This window comes from Serratia sarumanii (genome assembly GCF_029962605.1).
GTDB classification, from domain to species: domain Bacteria; phylum Pseudomonadota; class Gammaproteobacteria; order Enterobacterales; family Enterobacteriaceae; genus Serratia; species Serratia sarumanii.
In genome coordinates, this window is sequence record NZ_CP124750.1 from 3,946,213 (window position 1) to 3,971,583 (window position 25,371).

The following is a 25,371-nucleotide window of genomic DNA, read 5'->3' on the forward strand; positions in this document are numbered from 1 at the left end:
TCCTATTTTAGTCAAATTCCAAGTCCACCTGCTCATTGCCTACCAACGTCCGCAAGTCGATCAACAAGCGGTCGGTGGGCGTCACGCGCCAGGTTGCGCCAAAACGCAGCTTGGCTCGCGCATCTTCCCGTTGATAGTAGAGATGCACTGGAATCGTCCCCGATCGATGGGGTTCCAACGACTGGCGGAGACGGTTCAAAAGCTGGTCATCAATTTGCCTGTCAGTCAGCGAGATAGCAAGCCCGCGAGCGTATTTTTCCCGGGCTTCACTGATGTCCATTACCTCGCGGGCCATCATTTTAAGCCCGCCGCTAAAGTCATCAAAGCTGACCTGTCCACTGGCGATAAGGATACGGTCTTTTTCCAACAAATGCTGGTATTTTTCTAACGCTTCGGTGAATAACATCACTTCCAGGCGGCCCGAACGGTCATCCAATGTACAGATGCCGATGCGGTTGCCGCGCTTGGTCACCATCACCCGCGCGGCGACCACCAGCCCGACGGCGGTGGTCATTTTGCCCCGATCCGTCGGGTGCATGTCTTTCAAACGCTGGCCACCGGCGTAACGTTCGATCTCCTTCAGGTACTGGGTGATCGGGTGGCCGGTCAGGTACAGCCCCAGCGTCTCCCTTTCACCGTCCAGCACCACCTGCTCCGGCCAGGGCGCGATATTGGCGTAGGATTGCTCCACCTGCTCCGGCGCTTCCGCCAGCACGCCAAACATATCCACCTGGCCGATCGCTTCGGCTTTCGCATGCTGATCCGCCGCTTTCAACGCGTCGCCGAGCGAATTCATCAGCGCGGCGCGGTGCGGCCCGAGGCGATCGAACGCGCCGGACATGATCAGTTTTTCCAGAATGCGGCGGTTCAGTTTCTTGATGTCTGAGCGCGCGCAGAGATCGAACAGGTCTTTGAAGTAACCCTGCTCGCCGCTGTTGCGCGCCTCGATGATGGCTTCGATCGGCCCTTCCCCCACGCCCTTGATGGCGCCGATGCCATAAACGATCTCGCCGTCGTCGTTGACGTGGAAGTGATACAGGCCGCTGTTGATGTCCGGCGGCAGGATCTTCAGCCCCATGCGCCAGCATTCGTCCACCAGCCCCACCACCTTATCGGTGTTGTCCATATCGGCGGTCATCACCGCCGCCATAAACTCGGCCGGGTAGTGCGCTTTCAGCCACAGCGTCTGATACGACACCAGCGCATAGGCGGCGGAGTGCGATTTGTTGAAGCCGTATCCGGCGAATTTCTCCACCAGGTCGAAGATTTTCACCGACAGTTCGCCGTCGATGCCGCGCGCTTTGGCGCCATCTTCAAAGCCGCCGCGCTGCTTGGCCATCTCGACCGGGTTCTTTTTACCCATCGCACGGCGCAGCATGTCCGCGCCGCCCAGCGTATAGCCCGCCAGCACCTGGGCAATCTGCATCACCTGTTCCTGATACAGGATGATGCCATAGGTGGGTTCCAGCACCGGCTTGAGCGACTCGTGCTGCCACTGGATGTCCGGGTAGGAGATCTCTTCGCGGCCGTGCTTGCGGTCGATGAAGTTATCCACCATCCCCGACTGCAGCGGCCCCGGACGGAACAGCGCCACCAGTGCGATCATGTCTTCGAAGCAGTCGGGCTTCAGACGTTTGATCAGGTCTTTCATGCCGCGCGATTCAAGCTGGAACACCGCCGTGGTTTCCGAGCGCTGCAGCATATCGAAGCTTTTCTTGTCGTCGAGCGGAATGGCGGCGATGTCGATCGGCTCCAGCCCGGTCTTGGCGCGCCGGGCGTTGATCATCTCCAGCGCCCAGTCGATGATGGTCAGGGTGCGCAGACCGAGGAAGTCGAACTTCACCAGCCCGGCGTATTCCACGTCGTTCTTATCGAACTGGGTCACCGGGTGCTGCCCTTCGGCGTCGCAGTACAGCGGCGCGAAGTCGGTGATTTTGGTCGGCGCGATTACCACGCCCCCGGCGTGTTTACCGGCGTTACGCGTCACCCCTTCCAGCTTGCGCGCCATGTCGATCAGCGCCTTGACCTCTTCGTCTGCCTCGTAAATTTCCGGCAGCTGCGGTTCGGCAGCGAAGGCTTTTTCCAGCGTCATGCCCGGATCCGGCGGCACCAGCTTGGAGATGCGATCGACGAAGCCATACGGGTGCCCCAGCACGCGGCCCACGTCGCGGATAACCGCTTTCGCCGCCATGGTGCCGAAGGTGATGATCTGCGATACCGCTTCGCGGCCGTACATCTCCGCCACGTGCTCAATTACCTGATCGCGCTTCTCCATGCAGAAGTCGACGTCGAAGTCGGGCATCGAGACACGTTCCGGGTTCAGGAAACGTTCGAACAGCAGGTCGAACTCCAGCGGATCGAGGTCGGTGATTTTCAACGCATAGGCCACCAGCGAACCGGCACCGGAGCCGCGCCCCGGCCCCACCGGCACGTTGTTGTCCTTCGACCACTGGATAAACTCCATCACGATCAGGAAGTAGCCGGGGAACCCCATCTGGTTGATCACCTTCAGCTCGACGTCCAGACGCTCGTCGTATTCCGGGCGGCGCTGCGCGCGCACTTCAGGATCGGGGAACAGGAACTCGAGACGCTCTTCCAGCCCCTCTTTCGATTTGAGTACCAGGAAGTCCTCGGTGCTCATGTCGCCGGTCGGGAACTGCGGCAGGAAGTATTCGCCGAGGCGAATGGTGACGTTGCAGCGCTTGGCGATCTCGACGCTGTTCAGCAGCGCTTCCGGAATGTCGGCGAACAGCTCGCACATCTCGTCTTCGCTGCGCATGTATTGCTGCGGGCTGTAGTTGCGCGGCCGCTTGGGATCGTCCAGCGTAAAGCCGTCGTGGATGGCGACGCGAATTTCATGGGCGTCGAAGTCATCTTCCACCAGGAAGCGCACGTCGTTGGTGGCCACCACCGGCAAACCGCGCTCGGTGGCCAGCGCCACCGCCGCATGCAGGTAGTTCTCTTCGTCCGGGCGGCCGGTGCGGATCAGTTCCAGGTAGTAACAGTCCGGGAAGTACTGCTGGTAGAAGCCCAGACACTGATCCACCTGCGCCTGGTTGCCGCGCAGCAGAAACTTGCCGACGTCGCCCTGACGCGCGCCGGAGAGCAGAATCAGCCCTTCGCGATGTTCAATCAGCCAGTCGCGATCGATGATCGGGCCGGCGGCGCCGTAGCCGCGCTGATAGGCGCGGGAAATCAGCAGCGTCAGGTTCTGGTAGCCTTCGTTGTTGCTGGCCAGCACCGTCAGCTGAGCCAGCTCGTCGCCCAGCTCTTCGCTTTGCACATGGAAATCCGCGCCGATGATCGGTTTGATCCCGGCGCCGTGCGCGCTGCCGTAGAACTTCACCAATCCGCACAGGTTGGTGAAATCGGTAATTGCCAGAGCAGGCATGGCTAACGCGGCGGCTCTTTTCACCAGCGGCGCCGTCTTGGCCAATCCATCAATCATGGAATAGTCACTGTGGACGCGCAGGTGAATAAAACGAGGTTCGGCCATCTCCAGATACCTGATTGAAGGGGCTCAGCAGGCTGAACCCGGGTTAATGCTATCGTCGGGCCTGGTCAACCAGGCCCGCAGGCTACAGCGCCAGCGCCCTTTTCACCGGCGCGAAGCTGCGGCGGTGATGCTCGGTGGCGCCCAGCGCGGCCAGCCGCTCCAGGTGGAAGGCGGTCGGGTAACCCTTATGCTGCGCGAAACCGTAGTCCGGGAACTCGCTGTCCAGCGCGGCCATTTCACGATCGCGCGTGACCTTCGCCAGAATGGACGCCGCGCTGATCTCCGCCACGCGGCTGTCGCCCTTCACCACCGCCTGCGAACGCATCGGCAGGTTCGGGCAACGGTTACCGTCGATTAAAACCATGTCCGGCGCGATATGCAACCCGGCCACCGCCCGCTGCATCGCCAGCATGGTGGCGTGCAAAATGTTCAGTTGGTCGATTTCCGCCGGCTCGGCGCGCCCCAGGCTCCAGGAGAGCGCCTTGGCGACGATTTCGTCATACAGCGCCAGGCGGCGTTTTTCACTGAGTTTCTTGGAATCCGCCAGCCCGACGATCGGCTGCGCCGGATCGAGGATCACGGCGGCGGTAACCACCGCGCCGACCAACGGCCCGCGGCCCACTTCGTCCACGCCGGCAATCAGCGTGGCAGCGGGATAGATAAAGGGTTCAATCATGCTTTCGCCAGCTCCAACACAGCCTGAGCGGCCTGTTCGTCCGCACCGCAACGGATGCTTTGGTGCAAGGTAAGGAAAGTCTGTTTCAGCGCTTCGGTTTGCGGGCTCTCTTCCAGCAGCGGCATCACGGCGGCGGCCAGTTTGTCCGGCACGCAGTCATGCTGCAGCAGCTCGATAACGATCTCCCGCCCCGCCAGCAGATTCGGCAGCGAAACGTAAGGCGTTTTCACCAGCTTCTGCGCCAGCCAGAAAGTGAACGGCTTCATGCGATAGCCCACCACCATCGGGCACTTGGCCAGCATGCACTCCAGCGCCGCCGTGCCGGATGCCAGCAGCGCCGCGTCGCTGGCGATCATCGCCTCGCGCCCCTGACCGTTCAGCAGGTGTACGGTCAGATCCGGCGCCACTTCCGCCTTGATGCGCTCAAACTGCTCGCGCCGTTTGGCGTTGACCAGCGGCACCACCACTTCCAGCTCGGGATAACGGGTGCGCAGCAGCTGCGCGGTCTTGAGGAAGTCGGCGCTCAGCATCTCGACTTCGGCGCCGCGGCTGCCCGGCAGCAACGCCAGACAGCGCGCCTGCGGATCGATGCCAAGCTGAGCGCGCGCCGCCAGCCGATCGGGCTGCAACGGCATGGCGTCCGCCATGGTGTGGCCGATAAACCGGCAGGGCACGTTGAAACGATCGTAAAACGCTTTTTCGAAAGGGAGAAAGGCCAGCACCAGATCGGTGGCTTTGCCAATTTTGAAAACGCGCTTTTGCCGCCAGGCCCACACGGAAGGGCTGACGTAGTGAATGGTACGGATACCGCGCTGCTTGAGGCGGCCTTCCAGCGTGATGTTGAAGTCCGGCGCGTCGATGCCGACAAACACGTCCGGCCGCAGCTCGCCGAAGCGGCGGGTAAGATCCTTGCGGATCTTCAACAGGCGTGGCAAACGCTCGAGCACTTCTACCACGCCCATTACCGCCAGCTCTTCCATTTCGTACCAGGCTTCGCAGCCTTCGGCCTGCATCAGCGGGCCGGCGACGCCAACGAAACGCGCGTCGGGGATCTGCGCCTTGAGCGCGCGGATCAAACCGGCGCCGAGAATGTCACCGGAGGTTTCTCCGGCGACCAATCCGATAGTCAATGGACGATTCGACATAACTCAGCGAATGATACCGCGGGTGGAACGGGTAAAGAAATCGAGGTACTGCTGCACCACCGGCTGTTCTTTGGCCAGGGATTCGATTTCCGCTTTCGCTTCATCCAGCGTTTTCTCGCTGCGATACAGGATCTTGTAGGCGTTGCGGATCGCCTGCATTTCATCCTTGTCAAAACCGCGACGCTTCAGGCCGACCGCGTTGACGCCGAACGGCGTCGCGTGGTTACCCTGAGCGATGACGAATGGAGGCACGTCCTGAGCGACGCCGGAACAACCGCCTACCATCACATGCGCGCCGATAATGCAGAACTGGTGGATCGCCGTCATGCCGCCGATGATGGCGTGATCGTCGATTTCCACATGCCCCGCCAGCGTGGCGTTGTTGGCCAGCACGCAAGCGTTGCCGACCACGCAGTCGTGGGCGACGTGCACGTTGACCATCAGCAGGTTGTCATTGCCCACTTTGGTCAGGCCGGTGCCCTGCGCGGTGCCGCGGTGAATGGTCACGCTTTCGCGGATGCGGTTGCGATCGCCCACTTCAACGCGCGTCGGTTCGCCCGCGTATTTCAGATCCTGGTTCACTTCACCGATGGAAGCGAACTGATAAATCTGGTTATCGCAGCCAATCTTGGTAATGCCGTTCACCACCACGTGGGATTTCAGCACCGTGCCGGCACCGATTTCCACCTGGGAACCGACGTAGCAGAAAGGGCCGATATGCACGTTGGCGCCGATCACGGCGCCTTCTTCGACTATCGCGCTAGGATGGATAAAGGCGGTTTGGTCAATCACGGATTAAGCCTCCCGGCTGCGGGCACACATCATGGTTGCTTCGCAGACAATTTTACCGTCAACGGTCGCCACGCCTTTGAAGCGAGTCAGGCCGCGGCGAGTTTTCTCGAAGGTGACTTCCATGACCATCTGATCGCCTGGCACCACAGGGCGTTTGAAGCGTGCTTCATCGATACCGGCGAAGTAATACAGCTCGCCCGGCTCCAGTTTGCCGACGCTTTTAAACGCCAGGATACCGGTGGCCTGCGCCATGGCTTCCAGAATCAATACGCCTGGGAAAATCGGTTTGCCAGGGAAGTGGCCCTGGAAAAACGGTTCGTTCACCGATACGTTCTTCACCGCACGCAGATATTTGTGCTCTTCAAACTCGAGGACGCGGTCGACCAGCAAGAACGGGTAACGGTGAGGAAGCAGATCCAAAATTTCTGCAATATCCAGAGTATGAGTGTCAGTAGTCAAAATACTCTTCCTGTCTCTAAAAACTGATGGCATCAACAACACGGCCTGCGCTGACCCCAAAAGGAGATCATTATGCAGGCCGCAAATTAACATCTCTTTGCGCTTTTGGTCTCACGACCAACGCGTTTCGTTTTGTACCCGCCAGGGCGGGCGGCAATGATTAGTCTTTTCCGACTTTACGTTCGACAGCTTTCAAGCGTTTGCTGATCTCATCGATATTCATCACCAACGCAGCGGTTTTACGCCAAACCTTGTTAGGCTGCAACGGAATGCCCGAAGAGTATACCCCAGGTTCGGTGATTGGTCGCATAACCATTCCCATTCCGGTAACAACAACCTTGTCGGCAATTTCCATGTGACCGTTGATCACGCTGGCACCGCCGATCTGGCAGTAGCGGCCGATTTTCAGGCTGCCGGCCATGATCACACCGCCGGCGACGGCGGTATTGTCGCCAATCACGACGTTATGTGCAATCTGGCATTGGTTGTCGATGATAACACCATTCCCGATTTGGGTGTTATCCAAAGCGCCGCGGTCGATGGTAGTGCAGGCGCCGATTTCGACGCGATCGCCGATAATCACCGTGCCCAACTGAGGGATTTTGATCCACTCGCCGCGCTCATTGGCATAGCCGAAACCGTCCGCGCCGATCACGGTGCCGGACTGGATCAGGCAGCGCTGGCCGATTTCAACCGCATGATAAATCGTGACGTTCGCCCACAGACGCGTTCCCGCGCCGATGCGTGCGTGTTTGCCGATGAAGCAGCCCGGGCCGATAACCACGTTATCGCCAAGCACCGCACCCGACTCAATCACCGCGTTCGCCCCAATGGCGACGTTCTGCCCCAGTTGCGCTTCAGGCGAGACAACCGCGCTTGGCGCAATATCCTGCGCCGGCGCCGGCGTGGTGTCCATCAGCTGCGCCATGCGCGCGTAGGTCAGGTAAGGGTTTTTAACCACCAGCGCCGCAGTACGGCAGTGTGGTAAATCCGCTTCGGTAAGCACCACGGCGCTTGCCTGGCAGGAAGACAGTTGCTCTTGATAGCGGCTGTTTGACAAAAACGTGATTTGGCCAGGCTGTGCCGAATGCATAGAAGCAATGCCGGTGATGACGAGATCGCCATCACCGTGCAATTGTGCATCCAACTGCTGCGCTAAATCAGCCAGTCGAATTGAAAGCATGTGTTATTTAACCTGTTTCAGCACGTCAGCAGTGATATCTTTGGAAGAGTCTGCATAGGCAACGGCGTTGGCGTCGATCACCACGTCATAACCGCCTTTGCTGGCGACAGATTTCACAGCGTCCTGAATGCGGCTCAGGATCTTGTTACGCTCTTCCATCTGGCGACGACGGTTGTCCTGCTCGAAAGCCTGGGCTTTCTGAGAGAACTGCTCGCGCTGCGCCATCACGTCTTTTTCCAACTTGCTGCGATCGCTGGCTTTCATGGTAGCGCCGTCACGCTGCAGACGTTGCATTTTGGTCTGCAGGCTACGTTCCATGTTCTGGAGTTCGCTTGCACGGCCTTTAAACTCGTTTTCCAGCTGTTTAGCGACCGCTTCGCGGGCCGGCAGCTGTTGGAAAATGCTGGAGACGTTAACGACAGCGATCTTATCTGCTGCCTGAACGCCAGCTGAAGCAGCCATTGCTAAACCGAGGCCTGCGGCACACAACCACTTTTTCACTATAAACTCCTTACCATCACCCATTTGTGTCATATGACACTGAAGTACACAATTTGCCAGACTTATCCCACCAAACAATGAGAATCATCTCCCTCTGCCGGCGGGCGCCTGGCCATTGCGATTCTTAATAACTTTTATGCCCAGAGGCGAGACCCGTTACCAGGTCTTACCGATGTTAAACTGGAACTGTTCGGACTTGTCGCCTTCGTATTTCTTGATCGGGTTGGCGTAAGAGAACACCAATGGCCCCAGCGGCGACATCCACTGCAGCGCGATACCGGCGGAAGAGCGAATATTGCTGGCCTTGCTGTAGTCCGGCACGCCGTACATCAGCGTTTCGTCGGTATTCTTCCACTTGGTATCCCACACGGTACCGGCATCGATGAACAGCGACGTCCGCACCGAGTTGGCGTATTTCTCGCTGATGAACGGCGTCGGGGTGATCAGCTCCAGGCTGGCGACCGCCATGGCGTTACCGCCCACCGCGTCATCCGAGCTACAGATGTTCTGACGCGTGGTCGTGCTGCCGGCGTTGAACTGACACTGGTACGAGTTGGAGTTGTAGTACACCGCCTTCGGACCAATGGTGTTGGACTGGAAGCCACGCACGGTGCTCGAACCACCGGCGTAGAAGTTCTCGTAGAACGGCATTTCCTTGCCGCCCAAGCCATCCGCGTAACCCAGACGGCCACGGCCCAACAGCACCCAGGTGCGATCGTCGTTGATCGGCACGTACTGTACGCTGTCCAGCGTCACCTTGTAGTATTCGTTGTCCGAGCCCGGAATGGTGACCTTGCCGTTCAACGTAGTGCGGTTACCCGACGTCGGGAAGTAGCCGCGGTCCAGGTTGTTGTAGGTCCAACCCAGGTTCAGCGTAAAGTCGTCCGTCGAGTAGCTGGCGCGATCGGTCTTGTTCGCATCCACGCCCATCGAGTCGAGGTAACGCCACATCGCGATCTGCGGCTGCATGTTCGACAGGCCGTTGTGGACGTAGCCCAGGCCGGTACGCAACGAGTTGTTTTCGTTGATCGGGAAGCCCAGCGTGCCGTCGATACCGTAACTCTTGTTGGTATAGTCCGACAGATCCGCGTCATCCGCCTTAAAGTCGTTGTAGAAGATGCGGCCGCCCAGGCTCACACCGTCAACGGTGAAGTACGGGTTGGTGACCGACAGTTCGGTATAGGTCTGGTAGTCGTTCTTGGTGCCGCTGATGCCCACCGAGTAGCCGGTACCCAACCAGTTATCCTGCTGCACGCCCGCCTGGAAGCTGACGCCGCTCTCGGTGCCGTAACCGACGCCGAAGTTGAAGGTACCGGTGTTGCGCTCTTTCACCTTGTAGGTGACGTCGACCTGATCGGCGGTGCCCGGCACGCGCTGGGTTTCCACGTCAACCGTTTCGAAGTAGCCCAGACGGTTCAGACGCTCCTTACCCTGTTCGACCTGCTCGTTGCCGAGCCAGGCGCCTTCCATCTGGCGCATTTCGCGACGCAGTACGGAATCCTTGCTGGTGTCGTTGCCTTCGAACTTGATGCGACGCACGTAGAAGCGGTTGCCCGCGTCGACGTTGACGTGCAGTTTGACGGTTTTATCCGCGTCGTTGATCTCAGGCTGAGTGCCGACGCGCGGGTAGGCGTAACCATAACGGCCCAACATCGTTTTGATGTTGTCTTCCATTTTGGTCACCTTGCTGCCGTTGTACAGCTCGCCCGGTTCGATTTTGGTGATCTGAGCGACTTCCGCCGAGTGGCCGGCCAGGTTGCCGTTCACGACAACATCGGAAAGCTTGTACTGATCGCCTTCGGTGATGTTGATGGTGATGTAGATGCCTTTTTTATCCGGCGTCAGGCTCACCTGGGTAGAATCGATGTTGAAGCGGGCATAGCCGCGATCCAGATAGAAGCTGCGCAGGGTTTCGAGATCGCCCGCCAGTTTCTGCTTCTGGTATTTGCGATCGCCGACCAGGTTCCACCACGGCACTTCGTCACGCAGCTGGAAGCGCGAGATCAGTTCGTCGTTGGTGAAGGCATGGTTGCCGACGATGTTGATTTGTTGAATCTTGGCGGAGACCCCTTCCGTGAACACCAGTTTCAGGTCGACACGGTTGCGCGGCAGCGGCGTGACTACGGCTTTCACCGAGGCGCTGTATTTACCGACGCTGTAGTAGAAGTCTTCCAGCCCTTTTTCAATGCTGGAGATCGTGGTGCGGTCGAGCGCCTCGCCCACCCGGACGCCGGAGGCTTCCAGGTTCTGCTTGAGCATGTCATCCTTCACCGACTTGTTGCCGGAGAAAGTGATGCTGGCGATGGTAGGACGTTCCTTCACCTGCACGATCAAGGTATTACCATCGCGCAGTACGCGCACGTCCTCGAAGTTGCCGGTGGCAAACAAGGCACGGATGGTATTACTGATGTCATCGTCAGTGACGGTATCGCCGACGCGAACCGGCATGTTGAGTAACGCCGCACCGACGGCGACTCGCTGCAGGCCTTCGAAATGAATATCTTTCACTACGAACCCGTCTGCACCGTATACGGTGGCGCTGCCAAACAGCAGCGACGCTATGAGCAACTTTTTCATCGCCATCGTTGTTATGCGTTCTTCCTAACCTATCCCCGCCCCTAGAGGCGGGAAAAATCATTGAAAAGTGCAAGACCCATCAACAACACCAGCACGATCGAACCTATGCGGTAGCTGTAGTCCTGTACTCGCTCGGAAACCGGCCCACCCTTCAGCTTTTCTATCGCCAGGAAGAGGAGATGCCCACCATCTAACACCGGTAATGGGAACAGGTTGATGATACCCAGGTTGACGCTAATCAACGCCAGGAACATCAGATAATACACGAACCCGACTCCGGCTGACGCCCCTGCTCCCTGTGCAATCGAGATCGGGCCACTCAGGTTGTTCAGCTTTACATCACCGGTTATTAATTTGCCCAGCATGTTGACCGTCAGCCGCATCAGCTGCCAGGTCTTGTCGCCGGCCTGATACAGCGCCGGGAACGGTCCATACTGGCGAATCGTTTTATACTCGTCCGGCAGCGGCAGCACCTTTGGAATGATGCCTGCAAACCCCACCGATTTGTCTTTTCCCACCGGCTTTGTATCCGGTATCAGCGTCAAAGACAAGGGGGCGCCGTTTCTTTCAATCTCCAAAGCCAGCGGTTGCCCCGGGCCATCGTGGATACGCTTCACCAGCGTCTGCCAACGACCCAACGGCTGACCATCGACTTTAACGATCCTGTCCCCCGCTTGTAAACCCGCCTTTTGCGCCGCCGAGTTAGGCTGCACTTCCGCCAACACGGATTCTATCTGCGGGCCGCGCGGCATAATGCCCAGCGCGACAACGGGATCCTGCTTGTCCGGTTCAAAGTTCCACTGGCGCAAATCCAGGGTTTTGGTCACCACCTGCGAAGAACCGAACGGCGCGACGCCGACTTCGGTTTGCGCATCGCCAATCTTCGCCACCAGCGCCAGACGAACTGATTCCCAATCAGGCGTTTCGATGCCGTCAACCGACTTTAGTTCCATGCCAGACGAAATTTCAGCCTTGGCGGCGATGGATTGCGGCGCGATTTCGCCGATCACCGGACGGAAACTCGGCACGCCGATGATGAACACCAGCCAATAGGCAAGGATAGCAAACAGGAAGTTGGCGATGGGGCCGGCGCTGATGATGGCCGCGCGCTGCCAGACGGTTTTGTTGTTGAAGGCCTGATGGCGCATTTCCGGCGCCACCGACTCCACGCGCTCGTCCAGCATCTTCACGTAGCCGCCGAGCGGAATCAAGGCGATGACGTACTCGGTGCCCTGGCGATCGGTGCGGCGCCACAGCGCCCGGCCGAAGCCGATGGAGAAGCGTTCAACGCGCACGCCGCAACGGCGGGCAACCCAAAAGTGTCCGAACTCGTGCACGGTGATCAAAATACCGAGCGCAATCAGAAACGCCACCAGGTTCCAAAGCACGCTGACCATCATCCCTCACTTTCCGTCATCGACGGATTAAAACACCAACAGCATCAGGCAGGCAAACACCGGCACCGCCGCGGTCAGGCTGTCGATACGATCCAGTATGCCACCGTGACCGGGGATCAAGTGACCGCTGTCCTTGATGCCCGCTTCGCGTTTGAACATGCTTTCGGTCAAATCGCCCAGCACCGAAGCCAGCGCGGCGATCACCGAACAGGCCAACAGCGTGGTCGGCACCACGTTCAGCGGCGCGTAGCGGCCGAACAGCCAGGAAATGACCGCCGACGTCAGCAGCCCGCCAATCAGCCCTTCCCAGGTTTTACCCGGAGAGACCTTCGGCGCCAGCTTATGCTTGCCGAACAGCTTGCCGAACATATAGGCGCCGGAATCCGCGCCCCACACCAGCAGCATCACGTACAGCAGCCACCAGGCGCCGGTAAACGGGTTTTGCTCGTAGCCGAACTGGCGCAGCGCCAGCATGCCCCAGAAGAACGGCACGATGGTCAGTAGGCCGAACAGCAGGCGCAGCGGGCGCGAGTTGCGCCAGATGGCGGCCGAGCCGGGGTAGAACAGCACCAGCAGCAGCGCCGCCAGCCACCAGGCCAGCGACAGCCACAGCGAGCCGCTCACCTGCGGCACGGATTGATGGTACGCGGGAACGCTGAGCATCATCAGCGCCAGCAGAAAACCGCACAGTATCGCCAGCCAGATGCGCTGCGAACGGGAGGTAAAACCGGCCAGTTGGCCCCACTCCCAGGCTGCTAACATGCACACGACGAGCGTTACCAGAGCAAAGGCCAGCGGCGGCAACAGGAACAGCGCCGCGATAACGATCGGGATTAAAATCAGAGCAGTTATGAGGCGATACTTCAGCAAAAGTTCTCCCTAGGACGCATCGGCGCCGATAGGTGTTGTTCCCCCGAAGCGGCGCTCACGTTGTGCAAATGCATTCAGCGCACCTTCAAAGACAAGTTCATCGAAATCAGGCCAGAGCACATCAGTAAAGTAAAGTTCAGCATAGGCGATTTGCCACAGCAGGAAGTTACTGATGCGATGCTCGCCACCGGTGCGGATAACCAGATCCACCGGCGCCAGGTCGCTCATGCAAACCCGCTCGTTCAATAATTCCTCGCTGATCTGATCCGGGTGCAACTCCCCCACCCGTACCCGTTCGGCCAGTTCCCTTACTCCCTGAATGATATCCCAACGGCCACCGTAGTTGGCAGCGATATTGAGCGTCAGGCCATCGTTATTTTCCGTCAGTGCTTCAGAGCGGCGGATCCGCTCCTGCAAACGCGAGCTGAAGCGGCTGATATCGCCGATCACCCGCAGCCTGACGTTATGTTTATGCAGGCTTTTTACTTCACTATCCAGAGCACGGACAAAAAGCTCCATCAGGGCGGAGACTTCCTGCACCGGACGGTTCCAGTTTTCGCTGCTGAAGGCATAAAGCGTGAGCGCATCTAAATGGTGGCTGGCGGCAAAACTGACCGCGCGGCGAACCGATTTCACCCCTGCTTTATGACCGAAGACACGTAACTTGCCCTGACGTTTGGCCCAGCGTCCGTTACCGTCCATGATGATGGCGACATGACGCGGCCCCGGGGAAGATGGATTAGCCTCTTGTTGGTTTGCGGACGACATAACTCGTACTTATTTCCTCAATAGAAATATAACTGCCTTTCCGGAACATCAGGCCCTTACGCGCAAAAAAAGCCGTGTGCCCGACACGGCTTTCAGCCAGCCCTCGCGATGCCCGGCGCAGCCGGGCCGCCATTGGCGCACAAGGCGCCAATCAGGCCATAATTCAACGGTATAACCGCTGACAGGTGGCGCAGACTATACCACCTCAGCGGGGCATGAACAAACGGCCCCGCTGCGGCACGCGTGAATTACGAGCAAAATCGGATAATCGCCGTCCTCAACCGCGCAACGTGCGAACGCGCTCCTCGGCGGCGGCGCGCGCCTGGCGGTCAATGTCTAAGACCGCTTCGATGCTGGTCGGTTCCTGCAGCGCAAGGCGCTCCACCACCTGGCGGTTGACCGCCGCAATGTCGGTAAAGCGAATCTGCTGCTGCAAAAATGCCGCCACGGCGATTTCGTTGGCCGCGTTCAGCGCAGTGGTCGCCGCCTGGCCGGCATCGAACGCTTCAATCGCCAGATACAGGCAAGGATAACGCTCGCGCTCCGGTTCGGCGAAGGTCAACGAACCGATGCGACAGAAGTCCAGCGCCTCCACGCCGGAGTTCACGCGCTGCGGATACGCCATCGCGTGGGCGATCGGCGTGCGCATATCCGGCGTACCCAGCTGCGCCAGCACGCTGCCGTCGGCATAGCGCACCATCGAGTGAATCACCGACTGCGGATGCAGGATCACTTCCATTTGCTCGGCCGAGGCGTTAAACAGCCAGCGGGCCTCAATGTATTCCAGACCTTTGTTCATCATGGTGGCGGAATCCACCGAGATCTTGCGCCCCATCGACCAGTTCGGGTGGGCGCAGGCTTGATCCGGGGTCATCGCGGCGAACTGCTCCAGCGGCGTGGTGCGGAACGGGCCGCCGGAGCCGGTAAGCACGATGCGCGAAACACCATGACTGTCCAGGGAAGAGTATCCCAACTGACGCTGAATGCTCTCAGGCAAACTCTGAAAAATCGCGTTGTGCTCGCTGTCGAGCGGCAGCAACTGCGCCTGGCTTTGCCGTACCGCATCCATAAACAGACGGCCGCAGGTGACCAGCGACTCTTTGTTGGCCAGCAGCACCTGCTTGCCTGCGCGGATCGCCGCCAGCGTCGGCAACAGCCCCGCGGCGCCGACGATGGCCGCCGTCACTTGATCGACGTCGTCCAACGCCGCCAGTTCGCAGGCCGCTTGCTCCCCGGCCAATACCTCGGTAGCGACGCCGTTTTCCGCCAGAATGGCGCGCAGTTCGCGCGCGGCGCTTTCATCCGCCATCGCGGCGAAGGCGGGCCGAAATTCCATGCATTGCTGCGCCATGACCGCGACGTTGCGGCCGGCCACCAGCGCTTTGATCGCAAAAAGGTCGGGATTTGCCCTGACCACGGCCAGGGTGCTGGTCCCTACCGAGCCGGTCGAGCCAAGAATGGTCAGTTGCTTCATGAGTTCACTCTGAATAACTGTCTGATGAGATCGGAGGTGTTCCAGTGTGGAACCTTGGACACCGCTTGTCCATGATCTTTCAGTACGATGAAACGGGATCTGCGCCACAAAAAACAAAGCGCCGCCCAGGCGACGCTTTTTTTCTGCGCGATGCTGATTAGAAATCCATCAGCTCTTTTTCTTTCTCCGCCAGCGCGGCGTCGACCAGCTTGATGTAAGCGTCGGTCATTTTCTGAATCTCGTCTTGTGAACGACGTTCTTCGTCTTCGCTGATCTCTTTGTCTTTCAGCAGCGCCTTGACCTTGTCGTTGGCGTCGCGACGCACGTTACGCACCGCTACGCGGCCCTGCTCGGCCTCGCCGCGCACGATCTTGATCAGATCCTTACGGCGTTCTTCGGTCAGCGGAGGCAGCGGAACGCGAATGTCAGAACCGGCGGAAGACGGGTTGAGGCCCAGATCGGAGCTCATGATCGCTTTCTCAACGGCCTGGCTCAGGCTGCGGTCGAACACGTTGATTTTCAGCGTGCGGGAGTCTTCCACGGTCACGTTGGCCAGCTGGCGCAGCGGCGTAGCGGCGCCGTAGTATTCCACCATGATGCCGTCCAGAATGCTTGGAGAAGCGCGGCCGGTGCGGATCTTGCTGATTTGGTTTTTGAATGCTTCTACGCTTTTTTCCATGCGTGAATCAGCATCTTTTCTGATTTCATTAGTCACGTTGCAAACCCTTGGAAGCTGGTTACTTGGCAGGCGATACTCAAGTATAGCCCGTAATCGTACTCGGAGAGCGCGCGGCGCATGGCGTCACGCGCACCGAAAAAGGGGTGTGAACAGCCTTATTTGCTGATCAGCGTACCTTCGTTCTCACCCATCACCACGCGGCGCAGCGCGCCAGGCTTGTTCATGTTGAACACGCGGATCGGCAGACCGTGATCGCGGGCCAGCGTAAACGCAGCCAGATCCATCACTTTCAGCTCGCGCTCCAGCACGTCCTGATAGGTTAATTGTTCATACAGCGTCGCATCCGGGTTTTTCACCGGATCGGCGGAGTATACGCCATCCACTTTGGTGGCTTTCAGCACCACGTCCGCTTCGATCTCGATGCCGCGCAGGCAAGCGGCGGAATCGGTGGTGAAGAACGGGTTGCCGGTACCGGCGGAGAAGATCACCACGCGGTTGTTGCGCAGCAGGCTGATCGCCTCTGCCCAGCTGTAATTGTCACACACGCCGTTCAGCGGGATCGCCGACATCAGGCGGGCGTTCACATAGGCACGGTGCAGTGCATCACGCATAGCCAGGCCGTTCATCACGGTAGCCAGCATTCCCATGTGGTCGCCCACTACGCGGTTCATGCCGGCTTGCGCCAGGCCCGCGCCGCGGAACAGGTTCCCGCCGCCAATAACTACACCGACCTGAATTCCCAGTTCGACCAGCTCTTTCACTTCCTGAGCCATGCGATCCAAAACGCTGGCGTCGATACCAAAACCTTCTGCACCTTGCAGGGCTTCGCCACTCAGTTTAAGCAGAATACGCTGATATACGGGTTTTGCATTGGTTGCCATGGTGTTCTGTCCTAAGAAGCAGTATTAGTATTGGGGATTTCAGCCGATGAAACGCGCCTGAGGTGAGCATCACGCTGCAGGGCCTGCCACCGGTGTAATTCTGGCTGGATAGTATGGAACCGCCAGACGGCGGTTCCATCGACAGTCATTAAGACTGTTTGCTCATCGCGGCAACTTCAGCAGCGAAGTCGGTTTCGACTTTCTCGATGCCTTCGCCCACTTCGAAGCGAATGAAGTTGGTCACGTCAGCGTTGTGCTCTTTCAGCACCTGAGCAACGGATTTGCTCGGATCCATAACGAAAGGCTGACCGGTCAGAGAAACTTCGCCGGTGAATTTCTTCATGCGGCCTTCAACCATTTTCTCTGCGATTTCTTTCGGCTTGCCGGACTGCATGGCGATGTCCAGCTGAACCTGGTACTCTTTTTCTACCACTTCAGCAGACACGTCTTCCGGCTTCACGAACTCTGGCTTGCTTGCCGCAATGTGCATTGCGATTTGCTTAACCAGCTCTTCGTCAGCGCCTTTAGCCGCAACCAGAACGCCGATACGCGCGCCGTGCAGGTAGCTGCCCAGCACTTCGCCTTCCAGGGAAGCAACGCGACGAATGTTGATGTTTTCGCCGATTTTTGCCACCAGCGCTACGCGCTCTTCTTCGAACTGTGCTTTCAGCACGTCAACGTCAGTGATTTTGCCGGCCATGGCCGCATCCAGCACTTTGTCGGCGAACGCCTGGAAACCGGCGTCTTTCGCTACGAAGTCAGTCTGGCAGTTAACTTCCAGAATGATGCCGTAGTTGCCTTCGATCTTGGTTTTGATCACGCCGTCAGCAGCTACGTTGCCTGCTTTTTTAGCGGCTTTGATCGCACCGGACTTACGCATGTTTTCGATTGCCAGTTCGATGTCGCCGTTGGATTCAACCAGCGCCTTCTTGCAATCCATCATGCCAGCGCCGGTACGCTCGCGCAGTTCTTTTACCAGGGCAGCGGTAATATCAGCCATTTATTTTTCCTCGGTTATCTCGCGTGGAGACAGTTCTCATTCAGATAAGCAAAGGGGGCCTTAACAGGCCCCCCTAACCAACATATGTCAATACCTGGTTAATAAGGGCTCAGTGACGAGCTTGCCTTATTATTCAGCTTCTACGAAGCCTTCTTCCGCCTGAACGGCCAGATCTTGAGAACGACCTTCACGCACAGCGGCAGCAACGGCAGTCAGGTACAGGTTTACTGCACGGATTGCGTCGTCGTTACCAGGGATGATGAAGTCAACGCCGTCTGGGTTGGAGTTGGTATCAACGATAGAGAATACCGGGATACCCAGGTTGTTGGCTTCTTTGATCGCGATGTGCTCGTGATCGGCATCGATAACGAACAGTGCGTCTGGCAGACCGCCCATATCTTTGATACCGCCCAGGGAGTTTTCCAGCTTGGCCAGTTCACGAGTGCGCATCAGCGCTTCTTTCTTGGTCAGCTTGTCCAGGGTGCCGTCTTGAGACTGGATTTCCAGATCTTTCAAACGCTTGATGGACTGACGAACGGTTTTCCAGTTAGTCAGCATGCCGCCCAACCAGCGGTGGTTCACGAAGAACTGGTCACAGCTGTTAGCAGCGTCTTTTACCGCTTCGCTTGCTGCGCGCTTGGTACCTACGAACAGGATCTTGCCTTTACGGGAAGAGATCTTGCTCAGTTCAGCCAGAGCGGCGTTGAACATTGGTACGGTCTGCTCCAGGTTGATGATGTGAACCTTGTTACGAGCGCCGAAGATGAAAGGCTTCATTTTCGGGTTCCAGTAACGGGTCTGGTGACCGAAGTGAACACCAGCCTTGAGCATGTCGCGCATGGAAACAGTTGCCATGATTAAACCTCTATAGATTAATTGGGGTTATGCCTCCACGTATCCCATAACGCCGACCCTGGCGGCGACAAGTCACCTCAGGGCACCCCGGCGGATGTGCCGATACGTGTGTGTTATTTACACAAAATGAGTGCAGTTAAAGTATTTTCGGCCAATTCCTGCCAGGTCACAAGAACCAAGTCGCGGATCGCCGGCGCGCTTTATACCATAAACCCGCCGCCGACACCAACTTTTGTTGCTTTGCGCCGGGCATCGGGAAATGAAATTTGGCAGCCCCCGGCCGGGCTGATACCATAAGTCACTGCTTCTTATTGTCGACGATAACGACACCTGCGGACGAATTTCATGGCAATCTCAATTAAAACACCTGATGACATCCAAAAAATGCGCGTGGCCGGCCGCCTGGCCGCCGAAGTGCTGGAAATCATCGAGCCGCACGTCAAACCTGGCGTGACCACCGGCGAGCTGGACCGTATCTGTCACGAGTACATCACCAACGAGCAGCAGGCCATCTCCGCCTGCCTCGGCTACCACGGCTTCCCGAAATCCGTGTGCATCTCGGTGAACGAAGTGGTGTGCCACGGCATCCCGAGCGACGACAAAACGCTGAAAGACGGCGACATCGTCAATATCGACGTGACCGTGATTAAAGACGGCTTCCACGGCGACACCTCAAAGATGTTCATCGTCGGCAAACCGACCATTCTGGGCGAGCGCCTGTGCCGCGTCACTCAGGAAAGCCTGTATCTGGCGCTGAAGATGGTCAAGCCGGGCATCCGCCTGCGCACCCTGGGCAAGGCTATCCAGCAATTCGTCGAGGCCGAGAAATTCTCCGTGGTGCGCGAGTACTGCGGCCACGGCATCGGCGAAGTGTTCCACGAAGAGCCGCAGGTGCTGCACTATGATGCCGACGACGGCGGCGTGGTGCTGCAGGCGGGCATGGCCTTCACCATCGAACCGATGGTCAACGCCGGCGACTACCGCATCCGCACCATGAAAGACGGCTGGACGGTAAAAACCAAAGATCGCAGCTTGTCGGCGCAGTATGAGCATACTATTGTGGTCACTGATAACGGCTGCGAGATAATGACGTTGCGCAAGGATGACACCATCCCCAACATCATTACGCACGAGATGTAAGCACCGCGGCGCACGCCGCGTGCAGAATATCACCAGGCCGGCTTTTGCCGGCCTTTTTTATGGGCTGCGCACTATGTCTGACAATCTCCTTCAACAGGCGGCCCCGGCCGTGCCGATGCCGCCCGCCTCCCCCAGCACCTACGGCGACGAAGAGCTCACCTGCCCGATGCTGAAACAGCGGCTGGAGCAGTTCCAGCTGTGGCTGGCGGCGGCTTTCGACGCCGGCTCCAGCGCCGAAAGCCTGGTGGCGGCGCGCAGCGACTTTATCGATCGCCTGCTGCGCCGGCTGTGGACGTTCTACGGCTTCGAAGATATCCCGGAAACCGCGCTGGTGGCGGTCGGCGGCTACGGCCGCGGCGAACTGCACCCGCTGTCGGACATCGACGTGCTGGTGCTCAGCCAGCGCCGGCTGACGGAACAGCAGTCGCAGCGGGTCGGCGAATTCATCACCCTGCTGTGGGATCTCAAGCTGGAAGTGGGCCACAGCGTGCGCACTCTGGAAGAGTGCCTGCTGGAAGGGTTGGCGGATCTGACCGTAGCCACCAACCTGATCGAATCGCGCATGATCTGCGGCGACGTCGCGCTGTTTCTGCAGATGCAAAAACATATCTTCAGCGACGGCTTCTGGCCTTCACCGCAGTTTTTCCACGCCAAGATCAACGAGCAGCAGGAGCGCCACCAGCGCTACCACGGCACCAGCTATAACCTGGAGCCGGATATCAAAAGCAGCCCCGGCGGCCTGCGTGACATCCACACGCTGCTGTGGGTGGCGCGCCGCCACTTCGGCGCCACCTCGCTGGACGAAATGGTCGGCTTCGGTTTCCTCACCCAGGCCGAGCGCAACGAGCTGAACGAGTGCCAGAGCTTCCTGTGGCGCATCCGCTTCGCGCTGCACCTGGTGCTGCCGCGTTACGACAACCGCCTGCTGTTCGATCGCCAGCTCAGCGTCGCGCAGCTGCTGCGCTATGAAGGCGAAGGCAACGAGCCGGTCGAACGCATGATGAAAGACTTCTACCGCATGACGCGGCGCGTCAGCGAGCTGAACCACATGCTGCTGCAGCTGTTCGACGAGGCCATCCTGGCGCTGGACGCTACCGAGAAGCCGCGCCCGCTGAACGACGATTTCCAGCTGCGTGGCGATCTGATCGATCTGCGCGACGAAACGCTGTTTATCCGCGAGCCGCAAGCCATCATGCGCATGTTCTACCTGATGGTGCGCAACCGCGAGATCAAGGGCATTTACTCCACCACGGTGCGCCAGCTGCGCCACGCGCGCCGCCATCTGAAACAGCCGCTGTGCACCATTCCGGAAGCGCGCGATCTGTTTATGGCCATCCTGCGCCACCCCGGCGCGGTGTCGCGCGCGCTGGTGCCGATGCACCGTCACAGCGTGCTGTGGGCCTATATGCCGCAGTGGGGCAAGATCGTCGGGCAGATGCAGTTCGACCTGTTCCACGCCTATACCGTGGATGAACACACCATCCGCGTGCTGCAGAAGCTGGAGAGTTTCGCCGACGACCAGACTCGGCCGCGCCATCCGCTGTGCGTGGAGCTATATCCGCGCCTGCCGCACCCGGAACTGCTGCTGCTGGCGGCGTTGTTCCACGATATCGCCAAAGGGCGCGGCGGCGACCACTCGATCCTCGGCGCGGAAGACGTGGTGGAGTTCGCCGAACTTCACGGCCTCAACTCGCGTGAAACCCAGCTGGTGGCCTGGCTGGTGCGCTGCCACCTGCTGATGTCGGTCACCGCGCAGCGCCGCGATATCCAGGATCCGACGGTGATCCAGCAGTTCAGCAGCGAAGTGCAGAGCGAAACCCGCCTGCGCTATCTGGTATGCCTGACGGTGGCCGACATCTGCGCCACCAACGAAACCCTGTGGAACAGCTGGAAACAGAGCCTGCTGCGCGAGCTGTATTTCGCCACCGAGAAGCAGCTGCGCCGCGGCATGCAAAACAGCCCGGATCTGCGCGAACGCGTGCGCCATCACCGCCTGCAGGCGCTGGCGCTGCTACGCATGGACAACATCGACGAAGAGGCGCTGCACCGCATCTGGAGCCGCTGCCGCGCCGACTATTTCCTGCGCCACTCGCCGAATCAGCTGGCCTGGCACGCCCGCCACCTGCTGGCCCACGATTCCACCCAGCCGCTGGTGCTGGTCAGCCGCCAGGCGACGCGCGGCGGCACCGAGATCTTCATCTGGAGCCCGGACCGCCCTTATCTGTTCGCCGCCGTCGCAGGCGAGATGGATCGCCGCAATCTGAGCGTGCACGACGCCCAGATCTTCACCAACCGCGACGGCATGGCGATGGACACCTTTATCGTGCTGGAGCCGGACGGCAGCCCGCTGGCGCAGGATCGCCACGCGGCGATCCGCCAGGCGCTGCTGCAGGCCATCACCCAGCGGGAGTATCAGCCGCCGCGCGTGCGCCGGCCCTCTTCCAAGCTGCGTCACTTCAGCGTGCCGACCGAGGTCACTTTCCTGCCGACCCATACCGATCGCCGCAGCTACCTGGAGCTGACCGCACTCGACCAGCCCGGCCTGCTGGCGCGGGTGGGCGAAGTGTTCGCTGACCTGGGGCTGTCGCTGCACGGCGCGCGCATTTCCACCATCGGCGAGCGGGTCGAGGACTTGTTTATCCTGGCCGACGGCGAGCGGCGCGCGCTCGACCAGGAAACGCGCAGAAAGTTGGAGCAACGGTTGACAGAGGCCCTCACCCCAAACGATAAAATGTGATACAAGTAACTTTTTACCGACAACATCAGGAAAGAGAACAGCATGCAGCAATTACAGAACGTTATTGAAAGCGCCTTCGAGCGCCGTGCGGACATCACCCCGGCGAACGTAGACACCGTAACGCGCGAAGCGGTAAACCAGGTGATCGGCCTGCTGGACAGTGGCGCCCTGCGCGTCGCCGAGAAGATCGACGGTCAATGGGTCACCCATCAGTGGCTGAAGAAAGCCGTGCTGCTCTCTTTCCGCATCAACGACAACAAGGTGATGGACGGCGCGGAAACCCGCTACTACGACAAGGTGCCGATGAAGTTCGCCGACTACGATGAAGCGCGCTTCCAGAAGGAAGGTTTCCGCGTCGTGCCGCCGGCCACCGTGCGCCAGGGCGCGTTCATCGCGCGCAACACCGTGCTGATGCCGTCTTACGTTAACATCGGCGCCTACGTCGACGAAGGCACCATGGTCGACACCTGGGCCACAGTCGGTTCTTGCGCGCAGATCGGCAAAAACGTTCACCTGTCCGGCGGCGTCGGCATCGGCGGCGTGCTGGAGCCGCTGCAGGCCAACCCGACCATCATCGAAGACAACTGCTTCATCGGCGCGCGCTCCGAAGTGGTGGAAGGCGTGATCGTGGAAGAAGGCTCGGTGATTTCGATGGGCGTATACCTCGGCCAGAGCACCCGTATCTATGACCGCGAGACCGGCGAAATCCATTACGGCCGCGTGCCGGCGGGTTCGGTGGTGGTTTCCGGCAACCTGCCGTCGAAAGACGGTTCCTACAGCCTGTACTGCGCGGTGATCGTCAAGAAAGTCGACGCCAAAACGCGCGGTAAAGTCGGCATTAATGAGTTATTGCGCACTATCGACTAAATTGAAATAGCGGGTGATTCACCCGCTATTTTTTTGTCTGCGTTTCGCTGGCAGTCACAGTCGCAGACCTCGCTTTCCGCCATAATCGCAGTCGTGGAATATAACGATCACATCTAAAGAGGGCGCAGTATGTACGATAACTTGAAGAGTTTGGGCATCAATCAACCGGAAGACGTCGATCGCTATAGCCTGCGTCAAGAGGCCAACAACGACATCCTCAAGATCTATTTCCGCAAGGACAAGGGCGAGTTCTTCGCTAAAAGCGTGAAGTTCAAGTACCCACGCCAGCGTAAAACCGTGGTGGCGGACAACGCCGGCCAGGGCTACAAGGAAATTCACGAGATCAACCCGAACCTGCGTTACGTGATCGACGAACTGGATCAGCTGTGCCAACGCGATCAGGTGGAAGTGGATCTGAAGCGTAAAATCCTCGACGACCTGCGCCATCTCGAAGGAGTGGTGTCGCACAAGATTGCCGAGATCGAAGCCGATCTGGAAAAACTCACCCGCGGCAAGTAATGCGGATCGGTTGATCCGCATCATCGCCAAGGCGCCCTTTCGCGGCGCCTTTTTACTTTACGATTGCAGCAGCGTGCCCCACTGCTCGACCCACGGGCAGGCGGCCACTTCCGGCTCCGGCTGTTCCATCGCATCGATCTCCAGCACTTCACCAACGCGGGTAGCGCCCTGCTCCTGCAGCAGCGCGTCGAACGCGCGCCCGGCGCCGCAGAAGTTGTCATAGCTGCTGTCGCCGAGGGCGATCAGCCCATAGCGCAGCTCCGGCTGGTAGCCGACCTGATCGCGAATGGCGTGGAACAGCGGCGCGATGCTGTCCGGCAGATCGCCCTGCCCGGTGGTGGAGGTAATCACCAGCGCGTAGTGCTGACGGTAATACTGCCAGGCCTCCAGCGTGCCCTCTTCGAACAGTTTGACCTCATGGCCCTGTTCGCTGAGGATGTTTTGCGCCTCTTCCGCCACCAGCAGCGAATTGCCGTAGACCGTTCCCACGAAGATACCAACCTGAGCCATGGCTCCTACTCCCTTCATTACCTTTAAAAATTGTCAGCTATCCTGACCGTTAGCCGCGCTAAACTCAACCCCGGCAAGTTCAGGGAATACTCCCGCCCAGCCGAACTGCGTCATCACCCCTTGCCAGTCTTCGTCCCAGCGCGCCGTCACCCGCAGCGCCTCACCGGTCACCGGGTGCGTCAGCTGCAGATGGCTGGCGTGCAGCATCAGGCGCGGGCAGCCGAAATGCTGCGCCATGCCACGGTTCTGCCGCAGATCGCCGTGCTTGCTGTCGCCGATGATCGGATGGCGAAGATGCGCCATGTGGCGCCGCAGCTGGTGCTTGCGGCCGGTTTCCGGCTGCAGCTCCACCAGGCTGTAGCGCGCGCTGTCGTAGCGGCCGACGGCCACCGGCATCTCTACCTGCGCCAGCGGCCGGTAGTGCGTCACCGCCGGCTGCGGTCCCTTATCGGCATCGGCATGTTTATCGGCGATTTTGTCCAGCTCCGCCGTCAGCGGGTAGTCGAGGGTCGCCCCCTCCTGCACGTAGCCGCGCACCACCGCATGGTAGGTTTTCTGCACCTGATGCTGCTCGAACTGCTGCGACAGCAGGCGCGCCACCTCGCTGGAGAGCGCCATCAGCAGCACGCCGGACGTCGGGCGATCGAGACGGTGCACGGTAAAGACGTGCTGCCCGAGCTGATCGCGCACCGTCTGCATCATAAAGCGGGTCTCATGACGATCCAGCCAACTGCGGTGCACCAACCAACCCGACGGCTTGTTCACCGCCACCAGGTGTTCATCCTGATACAAAATCTCAATCACATCGCTTTCCCAGGTAAATAGCCGTTTCGGGCGCGAGTATA

The 25,371-nt window shown here is 59.3% G+C and carries 22 protein-coding genes; 4 read left to right on the forward strand and 18 right to left on the reverse strand.

Annotation, left to right across the window (positions count from 1 at the left end; genetic code table 11):
- Nucleotides 1–7: 7 nt before the first annotated feature.
- From dnaE to rpsB, 16 genes are all read right to left on the reverse strand, one after another.
- Complete coding sequence (dnaE, locus tag SSARUM_RS18785) at nt 8–3,496, reverse strand: DNA polymerase III subunit alpha (RefSeq protein WP_060431015.1); 3,489 nt, start codon at nt 3,494–3,496, stop codon at nt 8–10.
- A gap of 82 nt (nt 3,497–3,578) precedes the next feature.
- Nucleotides 3,579–4,172, reverse strand: a complete 594-nt coding sequence (gene rnhB, locus SSARUM_RS18790) for a ribonuclease HII (protein WP_033635733.1) — start codon at nt 4,170–4,172, stop codon at nt 3,579–3,581.
- The gene (lpxB, locus tag SSARUM_RS18795) at nt 4,169–5,317 is read right to left on the reverse strand and encodes a lipid-A-disaccharide synthase (protein ID WP_039567417.1); all 1,149 of its coding nucleotides are present in this window, start codon (nt 5,315–5,317) and stop codon (nt 4,169–4,171) included. The genes rnhB and lpxB overlap by 4 nt, the downstream gene beginning before the upstream one ends.
- 3 nt (nt 5,318–5,320) lie before the next feature.
- Complete coding sequence (lpxA, locus tag SSARUM_RS18800; protein WP_060388403.1) at nt 5,321–6,109, reverse strand: acyl-ACP--UDP-N-acetylglucosamine O-acyltransferase; 789 nt, start codon at nt 6,107–6,109, stop codon at nt 5,321–5,323.
- Nucleotides 6,110–6,112: 3 nt separating this feature from the next.
- Nucleotides 6,113–6,568: a 3-hydroxyacyl-ACP dehydratase FabZ gene (fabZ, locus tag SSARUM_RS18805; RefSeq protein WP_004931962.1), complete on the reverse strand. Its 456-nt coding sequence runs from the start codon at nt 6,566–6,568 to the stop codon at nt 6,113–6,115.
- 160 nt (nt 6,569–6,728) lie between these two features.
- Nucleotides 6,729–7,751, reverse strand: a complete 1,023-nt coding sequence (gene lpxD, locus SSARUM_RS18810) for a UDP-3-O-(3-hydroxymyristoyl)glucosamine N-acyltransferase (protein WP_033635735.1) — start codon at nt 7,749–7,751, stop codon at nt 6,729–6,731.
- 3 nt (nt 7,752–7,754) lie between these two features.
- A complete protein-coding gene (skp, locus tag SSARUM_RS18815; protein WP_004931958.1) occupies nt 7,755–8,252 on the reverse strand; it encodes a molecular chaperone Skp in 498 nt (165 codons plus the stop codon).
- A 156-nt stretch (nt 8,253–8,408) separates the two neighbouring features.
- A complete protein-coding gene (gene bamA / locus SSARUM_RS18820; RefSeq protein ID WP_033649807.1) occupies nt 8,409–10,835 on the reverse strand; it encodes an outer membrane protein assembly factor BamA in 2,427 nt (808 codons plus the stop codon).
- 35 nt (nt 10,836–10,870) lie between these two features.
- Nucleotides 10,871–12,226, reverse strand: coding sequence for a sigma E protease regulator RseP (gene rseP / locus SSARUM_RS18825; protein WP_004931952.1), 1,356 nt, complete (start codon nt 12,224–12,226; stop codon nt 10,871–10,873).
- A gap of 27 nt (nt 12,227–12,253) precedes the next feature.
- Nucleotides 12,254–13,096 carry a phosphatidate cytidylyltransferase gene (cdsA, locus tag SSARUM_RS18830; protein ID WP_004931949.1) on the reverse strand — a complete coding sequence of 281 codons (843 nt, stop codon included), beginning with the start codon at nt 13,094–13,096 and terminating at the stop codon, nt 12,254–12,256.
- Nucleotides 13,097–13,105: 9 nt separating this feature from the next.
- On the reverse strand, nt 13,106–13,864 hold the full coding sequence (ispU, locus tag SSARUM_RS18835) for a (2E,6E)-farnesyl-diphosphate-specific ditrans,polycis-undecaprenyl-diphosphate synthase (RefSeq protein WP_033635737.1): 759 nt from the start codon (nt 13,862–13,864) through the stop codon (nt 13,106–13,108).
- 277 nt (nt 13,865–14,141) lie between these two features.
- A complete protein-coding gene (gene ispC, locus SSARUM_RS18840; RefSeq protein WP_033635738.1) occupies nt 14,142–15,338 on the reverse strand; it encodes a 1-deoxy-D-xylulose-5-phosphate reductoisomerase in 1,197 nt (398 codons plus the stop codon).
- Nucleotides 15,339–15,495: 157 nt separating this feature from the next.
- Nucleotides 15,496–16,053 (reverse strand): ribosome recycling factor, encoded by a 558-nt coding sequence (frr, locus tag SSARUM_RS18845; RefSeq protein ID WP_004931943.1) that lies wholly within the window; start codon nt 16,051–16,053, stop codon nt 15,496–15,498.
- 119 nt (nt 16,054–16,172) lie between these two features.
- The gene (pyrH, locus tag SSARUM_RS18850; protein WP_004931940.1) at nt 16,173–16,898 is read right to left on the reverse strand and encodes a UMP kinase; all 726 of its coding nucleotides are present in this window, start codon (nt 16,896–16,898) and stop codon (nt 16,173–16,175) included.
- 148 nt (nt 16,899–17,046) lie between these two features.
- Nucleotides 17,047–17,898, reverse strand: coding sequence for a translation elongation factor Ts (gene tsf, locus SSARUM_RS18855; RefSeq protein ID WP_033635739.1), 852 nt, complete (start codon nt 17,896–17,898; stop codon nt 17,047–17,049).
- Between the two features lie 129 nt (nt 17,899–18,027).
- Nucleotides 18,028–18,753 (reverse strand): 30S ribosomal protein S2, encoded by a 726-nt coding sequence (gene rpsB, locus SSARUM_RS18860; protein ID WP_016929891.1) that lies wholly within the window; start codon nt 18,751–18,753, stop codon nt 18,028–18,030.
- 345 nt (nt 18,754–19,098) lie between these two features.
- On the opposite strand from rpsB, the gene map reads away from it, so the two are divergent.
- The 4 genes from map (at nt 19,099) to SSARUM_RS18880 (ending at nt 24,016) form a co-directional block, all read left to right on the forward strand.
- Nucleotides 19,099–19,893 carry a type I methionyl aminopeptidase gene (gene map / locus SSARUM_RS18865; protein ID WP_004931936.1) on the forward strand — a complete coding sequence of 265 codons (795 nt, stop codon included), beginning with the start codon at nt 19,099–19,101 and terminating at the stop codon, nt 19,891–19,893.
- 73 nt (nt 19,894–19,966) lie between these two features.
- Nucleotides 19,967–22,630: a bifunctional uridylyltransferase/uridylyl-removing protein GlnD gene (glnD, locus tag SSARUM_RS18870; RefSeq protein WP_033649826.1), complete on the forward strand. Its 2,664-nt coding sequence runs from the start codon at nt 19,967–19,969 to the stop codon at nt 22,628–22,630.
- A gap of 42 nt (nt 22,631–22,672) precedes the next feature.
- The gene (gene dapD, locus SSARUM_RS18875; RefSeq protein WP_004931932.1) at nt 22,673–23,497 is read left to right on the forward strand and encodes a 2,3,4,5-tetrahydropyridine-2,6-dicarboxylate N-succinyltransferase; all 825 of its coding nucleotides are present in this window, start codon (nt 22,673–22,675) and stop codon (nt 23,495–23,497) included.
- Between the two features lie 129 nt (nt 23,498–23,626).
- Nucleotides 23,627–24,016 carry a DUF3461 family protein gene (locus SSARUM_RS18880; RefSeq protein WP_004931929.1) on the forward strand — a complete coding sequence of 130 codons (390 nt, stop codon included), beginning with the start codon at nt 23,627–23,629 and terminating at the stop codon, nt 24,014–24,016.
- Between the two features lie 57 nt (nt 24,017–24,073).
- On the opposite strand, the gene SSARUM_RS18885 is transcribed toward SSARUM_RS18880, so the two are convergent.
- Together SSARUM_RS18885 and truC are read right to left on the reverse strand one after the other, a co-directional pair.
- Entirely contained in the window at nt 24,074–24,526 is a 453-nt protein-coding gene (locus tag SSARUM_RS18885) for a flavodoxin (RefSeq protein ID WP_016929894.1), read from the reverse strand.
- Nucleotides 24,527–24,559: 33 nt separating this feature from the next.
- Nucleotides 24,560–25,330 (reverse strand): tRNA pseudouridine(65) synthase TruC, encoded by a 771-nt coding sequence (truC, locus tag SSARUM_RS18890; protein WP_060419417.1) that lies wholly within the window; start codon nt 25,328–25,330, stop codon nt 24,560–24,562.
- Between the last annotated feature and the right edge of the window lie 41 nt (nt 25,331–25,371).

Coding starts and splice junctions, on each gene's coding strand:
- map (WP_004931936.1), top strand. CDS start 19,099: ATGGCAATCTCAATTAAAACACCTGATGACATCCAAAAAATGCGCGTG.
- SSARUM_RS18880 (WP_004931929.1), top strand. CDS start 23,627: ATGTACGATAACTTGAAGAGTTTGGGCATCAATCAACCGGAAGACGTC.
- dapD (WP_004931932.1), top strand. CDS start 22,673: ATGCAGCAATTACAGAACGTTATTGAAAGCGCCTTCGAGCGCCGTGCG.
- rpsB (WP_016929891.1), bottom strand. CDS start 18,753: ATGGCAACTGTTTCCATGCGCGACATGCTCAAGGCTGGTGTTCACTTC.
- glnD (WP_033649826.1), top strand. CDS start 19,967: ATGTCTGACAATCTCCTTCAACAGGCGGCCCCGGCCGTGCCGATGCCG.
- rseP (WP_004931952.1), bottom strand. CDS start 12,226: ATGGTCAGCGTGCTTTGGAACCTGGTGGCGTTTCTGATTGCGCTCGGT.
- dnaE (WP_060431015.1), bottom strand. CDS start 3,496: ATGGCCGAACCTCGTTTTATTCACCTGCGCGTCCACAGTGACTATTCC.
- ispC (WP_033635738.1), bottom strand. CDS start 15,338: ATGAAGCAACTGACCATTCTTGGCTCGACCGGCTCGGTAGGGACCAGC.
- pyrH (WP_004931940.1), bottom strand. CDS start 16,898: ATGGCAACCAATGCAAAACCCGTATATCAGCGTATTCTGCTTAAACTG.
- lpxD (WP_033635735.1), bottom strand. CDS start 7,751: ATGCTTTCAATTCGACTGGCTGATTTAGCGCAGCAGTTGGATGCACAA.
- lpxB (WP_039567417.1), bottom strand. CDS start 5,317: ATGTCGAATCGTCCATTGACTATCGGATTGGTCGCCGGAGAAACCTCC.
- bamA (WP_033649807.1), bottom strand. CDS start 10,835: ATGGCGATGAAAAAGTTGCTCATAGCGTCGCTGCTGTTTGGCAGCGCC.
- ispU (WP_033635737.1), bottom strand. CDS start 13,864: ATGTCGTCCGCAAACCAACAAGAGGCTAATCCATCTTCCCCGGGGCCG.
- SSARUM_RS18885 (WP_016929894.1), bottom strand. CDS start 24,526: ATGGCTCAGGTTGGTATCTTCGTGGGAACGGTCTACGGCAATTCGCTG.
- rnhB (WP_033635733.1), bottom strand. CDS start 4,172: ATGATTGAACCCTTTATCTATCCCGCTGCCACGCTGATTGCCGGCGTG.
- tsf (WP_033635739.1), bottom strand. CDS start 17,898: ATGGCTGATATTACCGCTGCCCTGGTAAAAGAACTGCGCGAGCGTACC.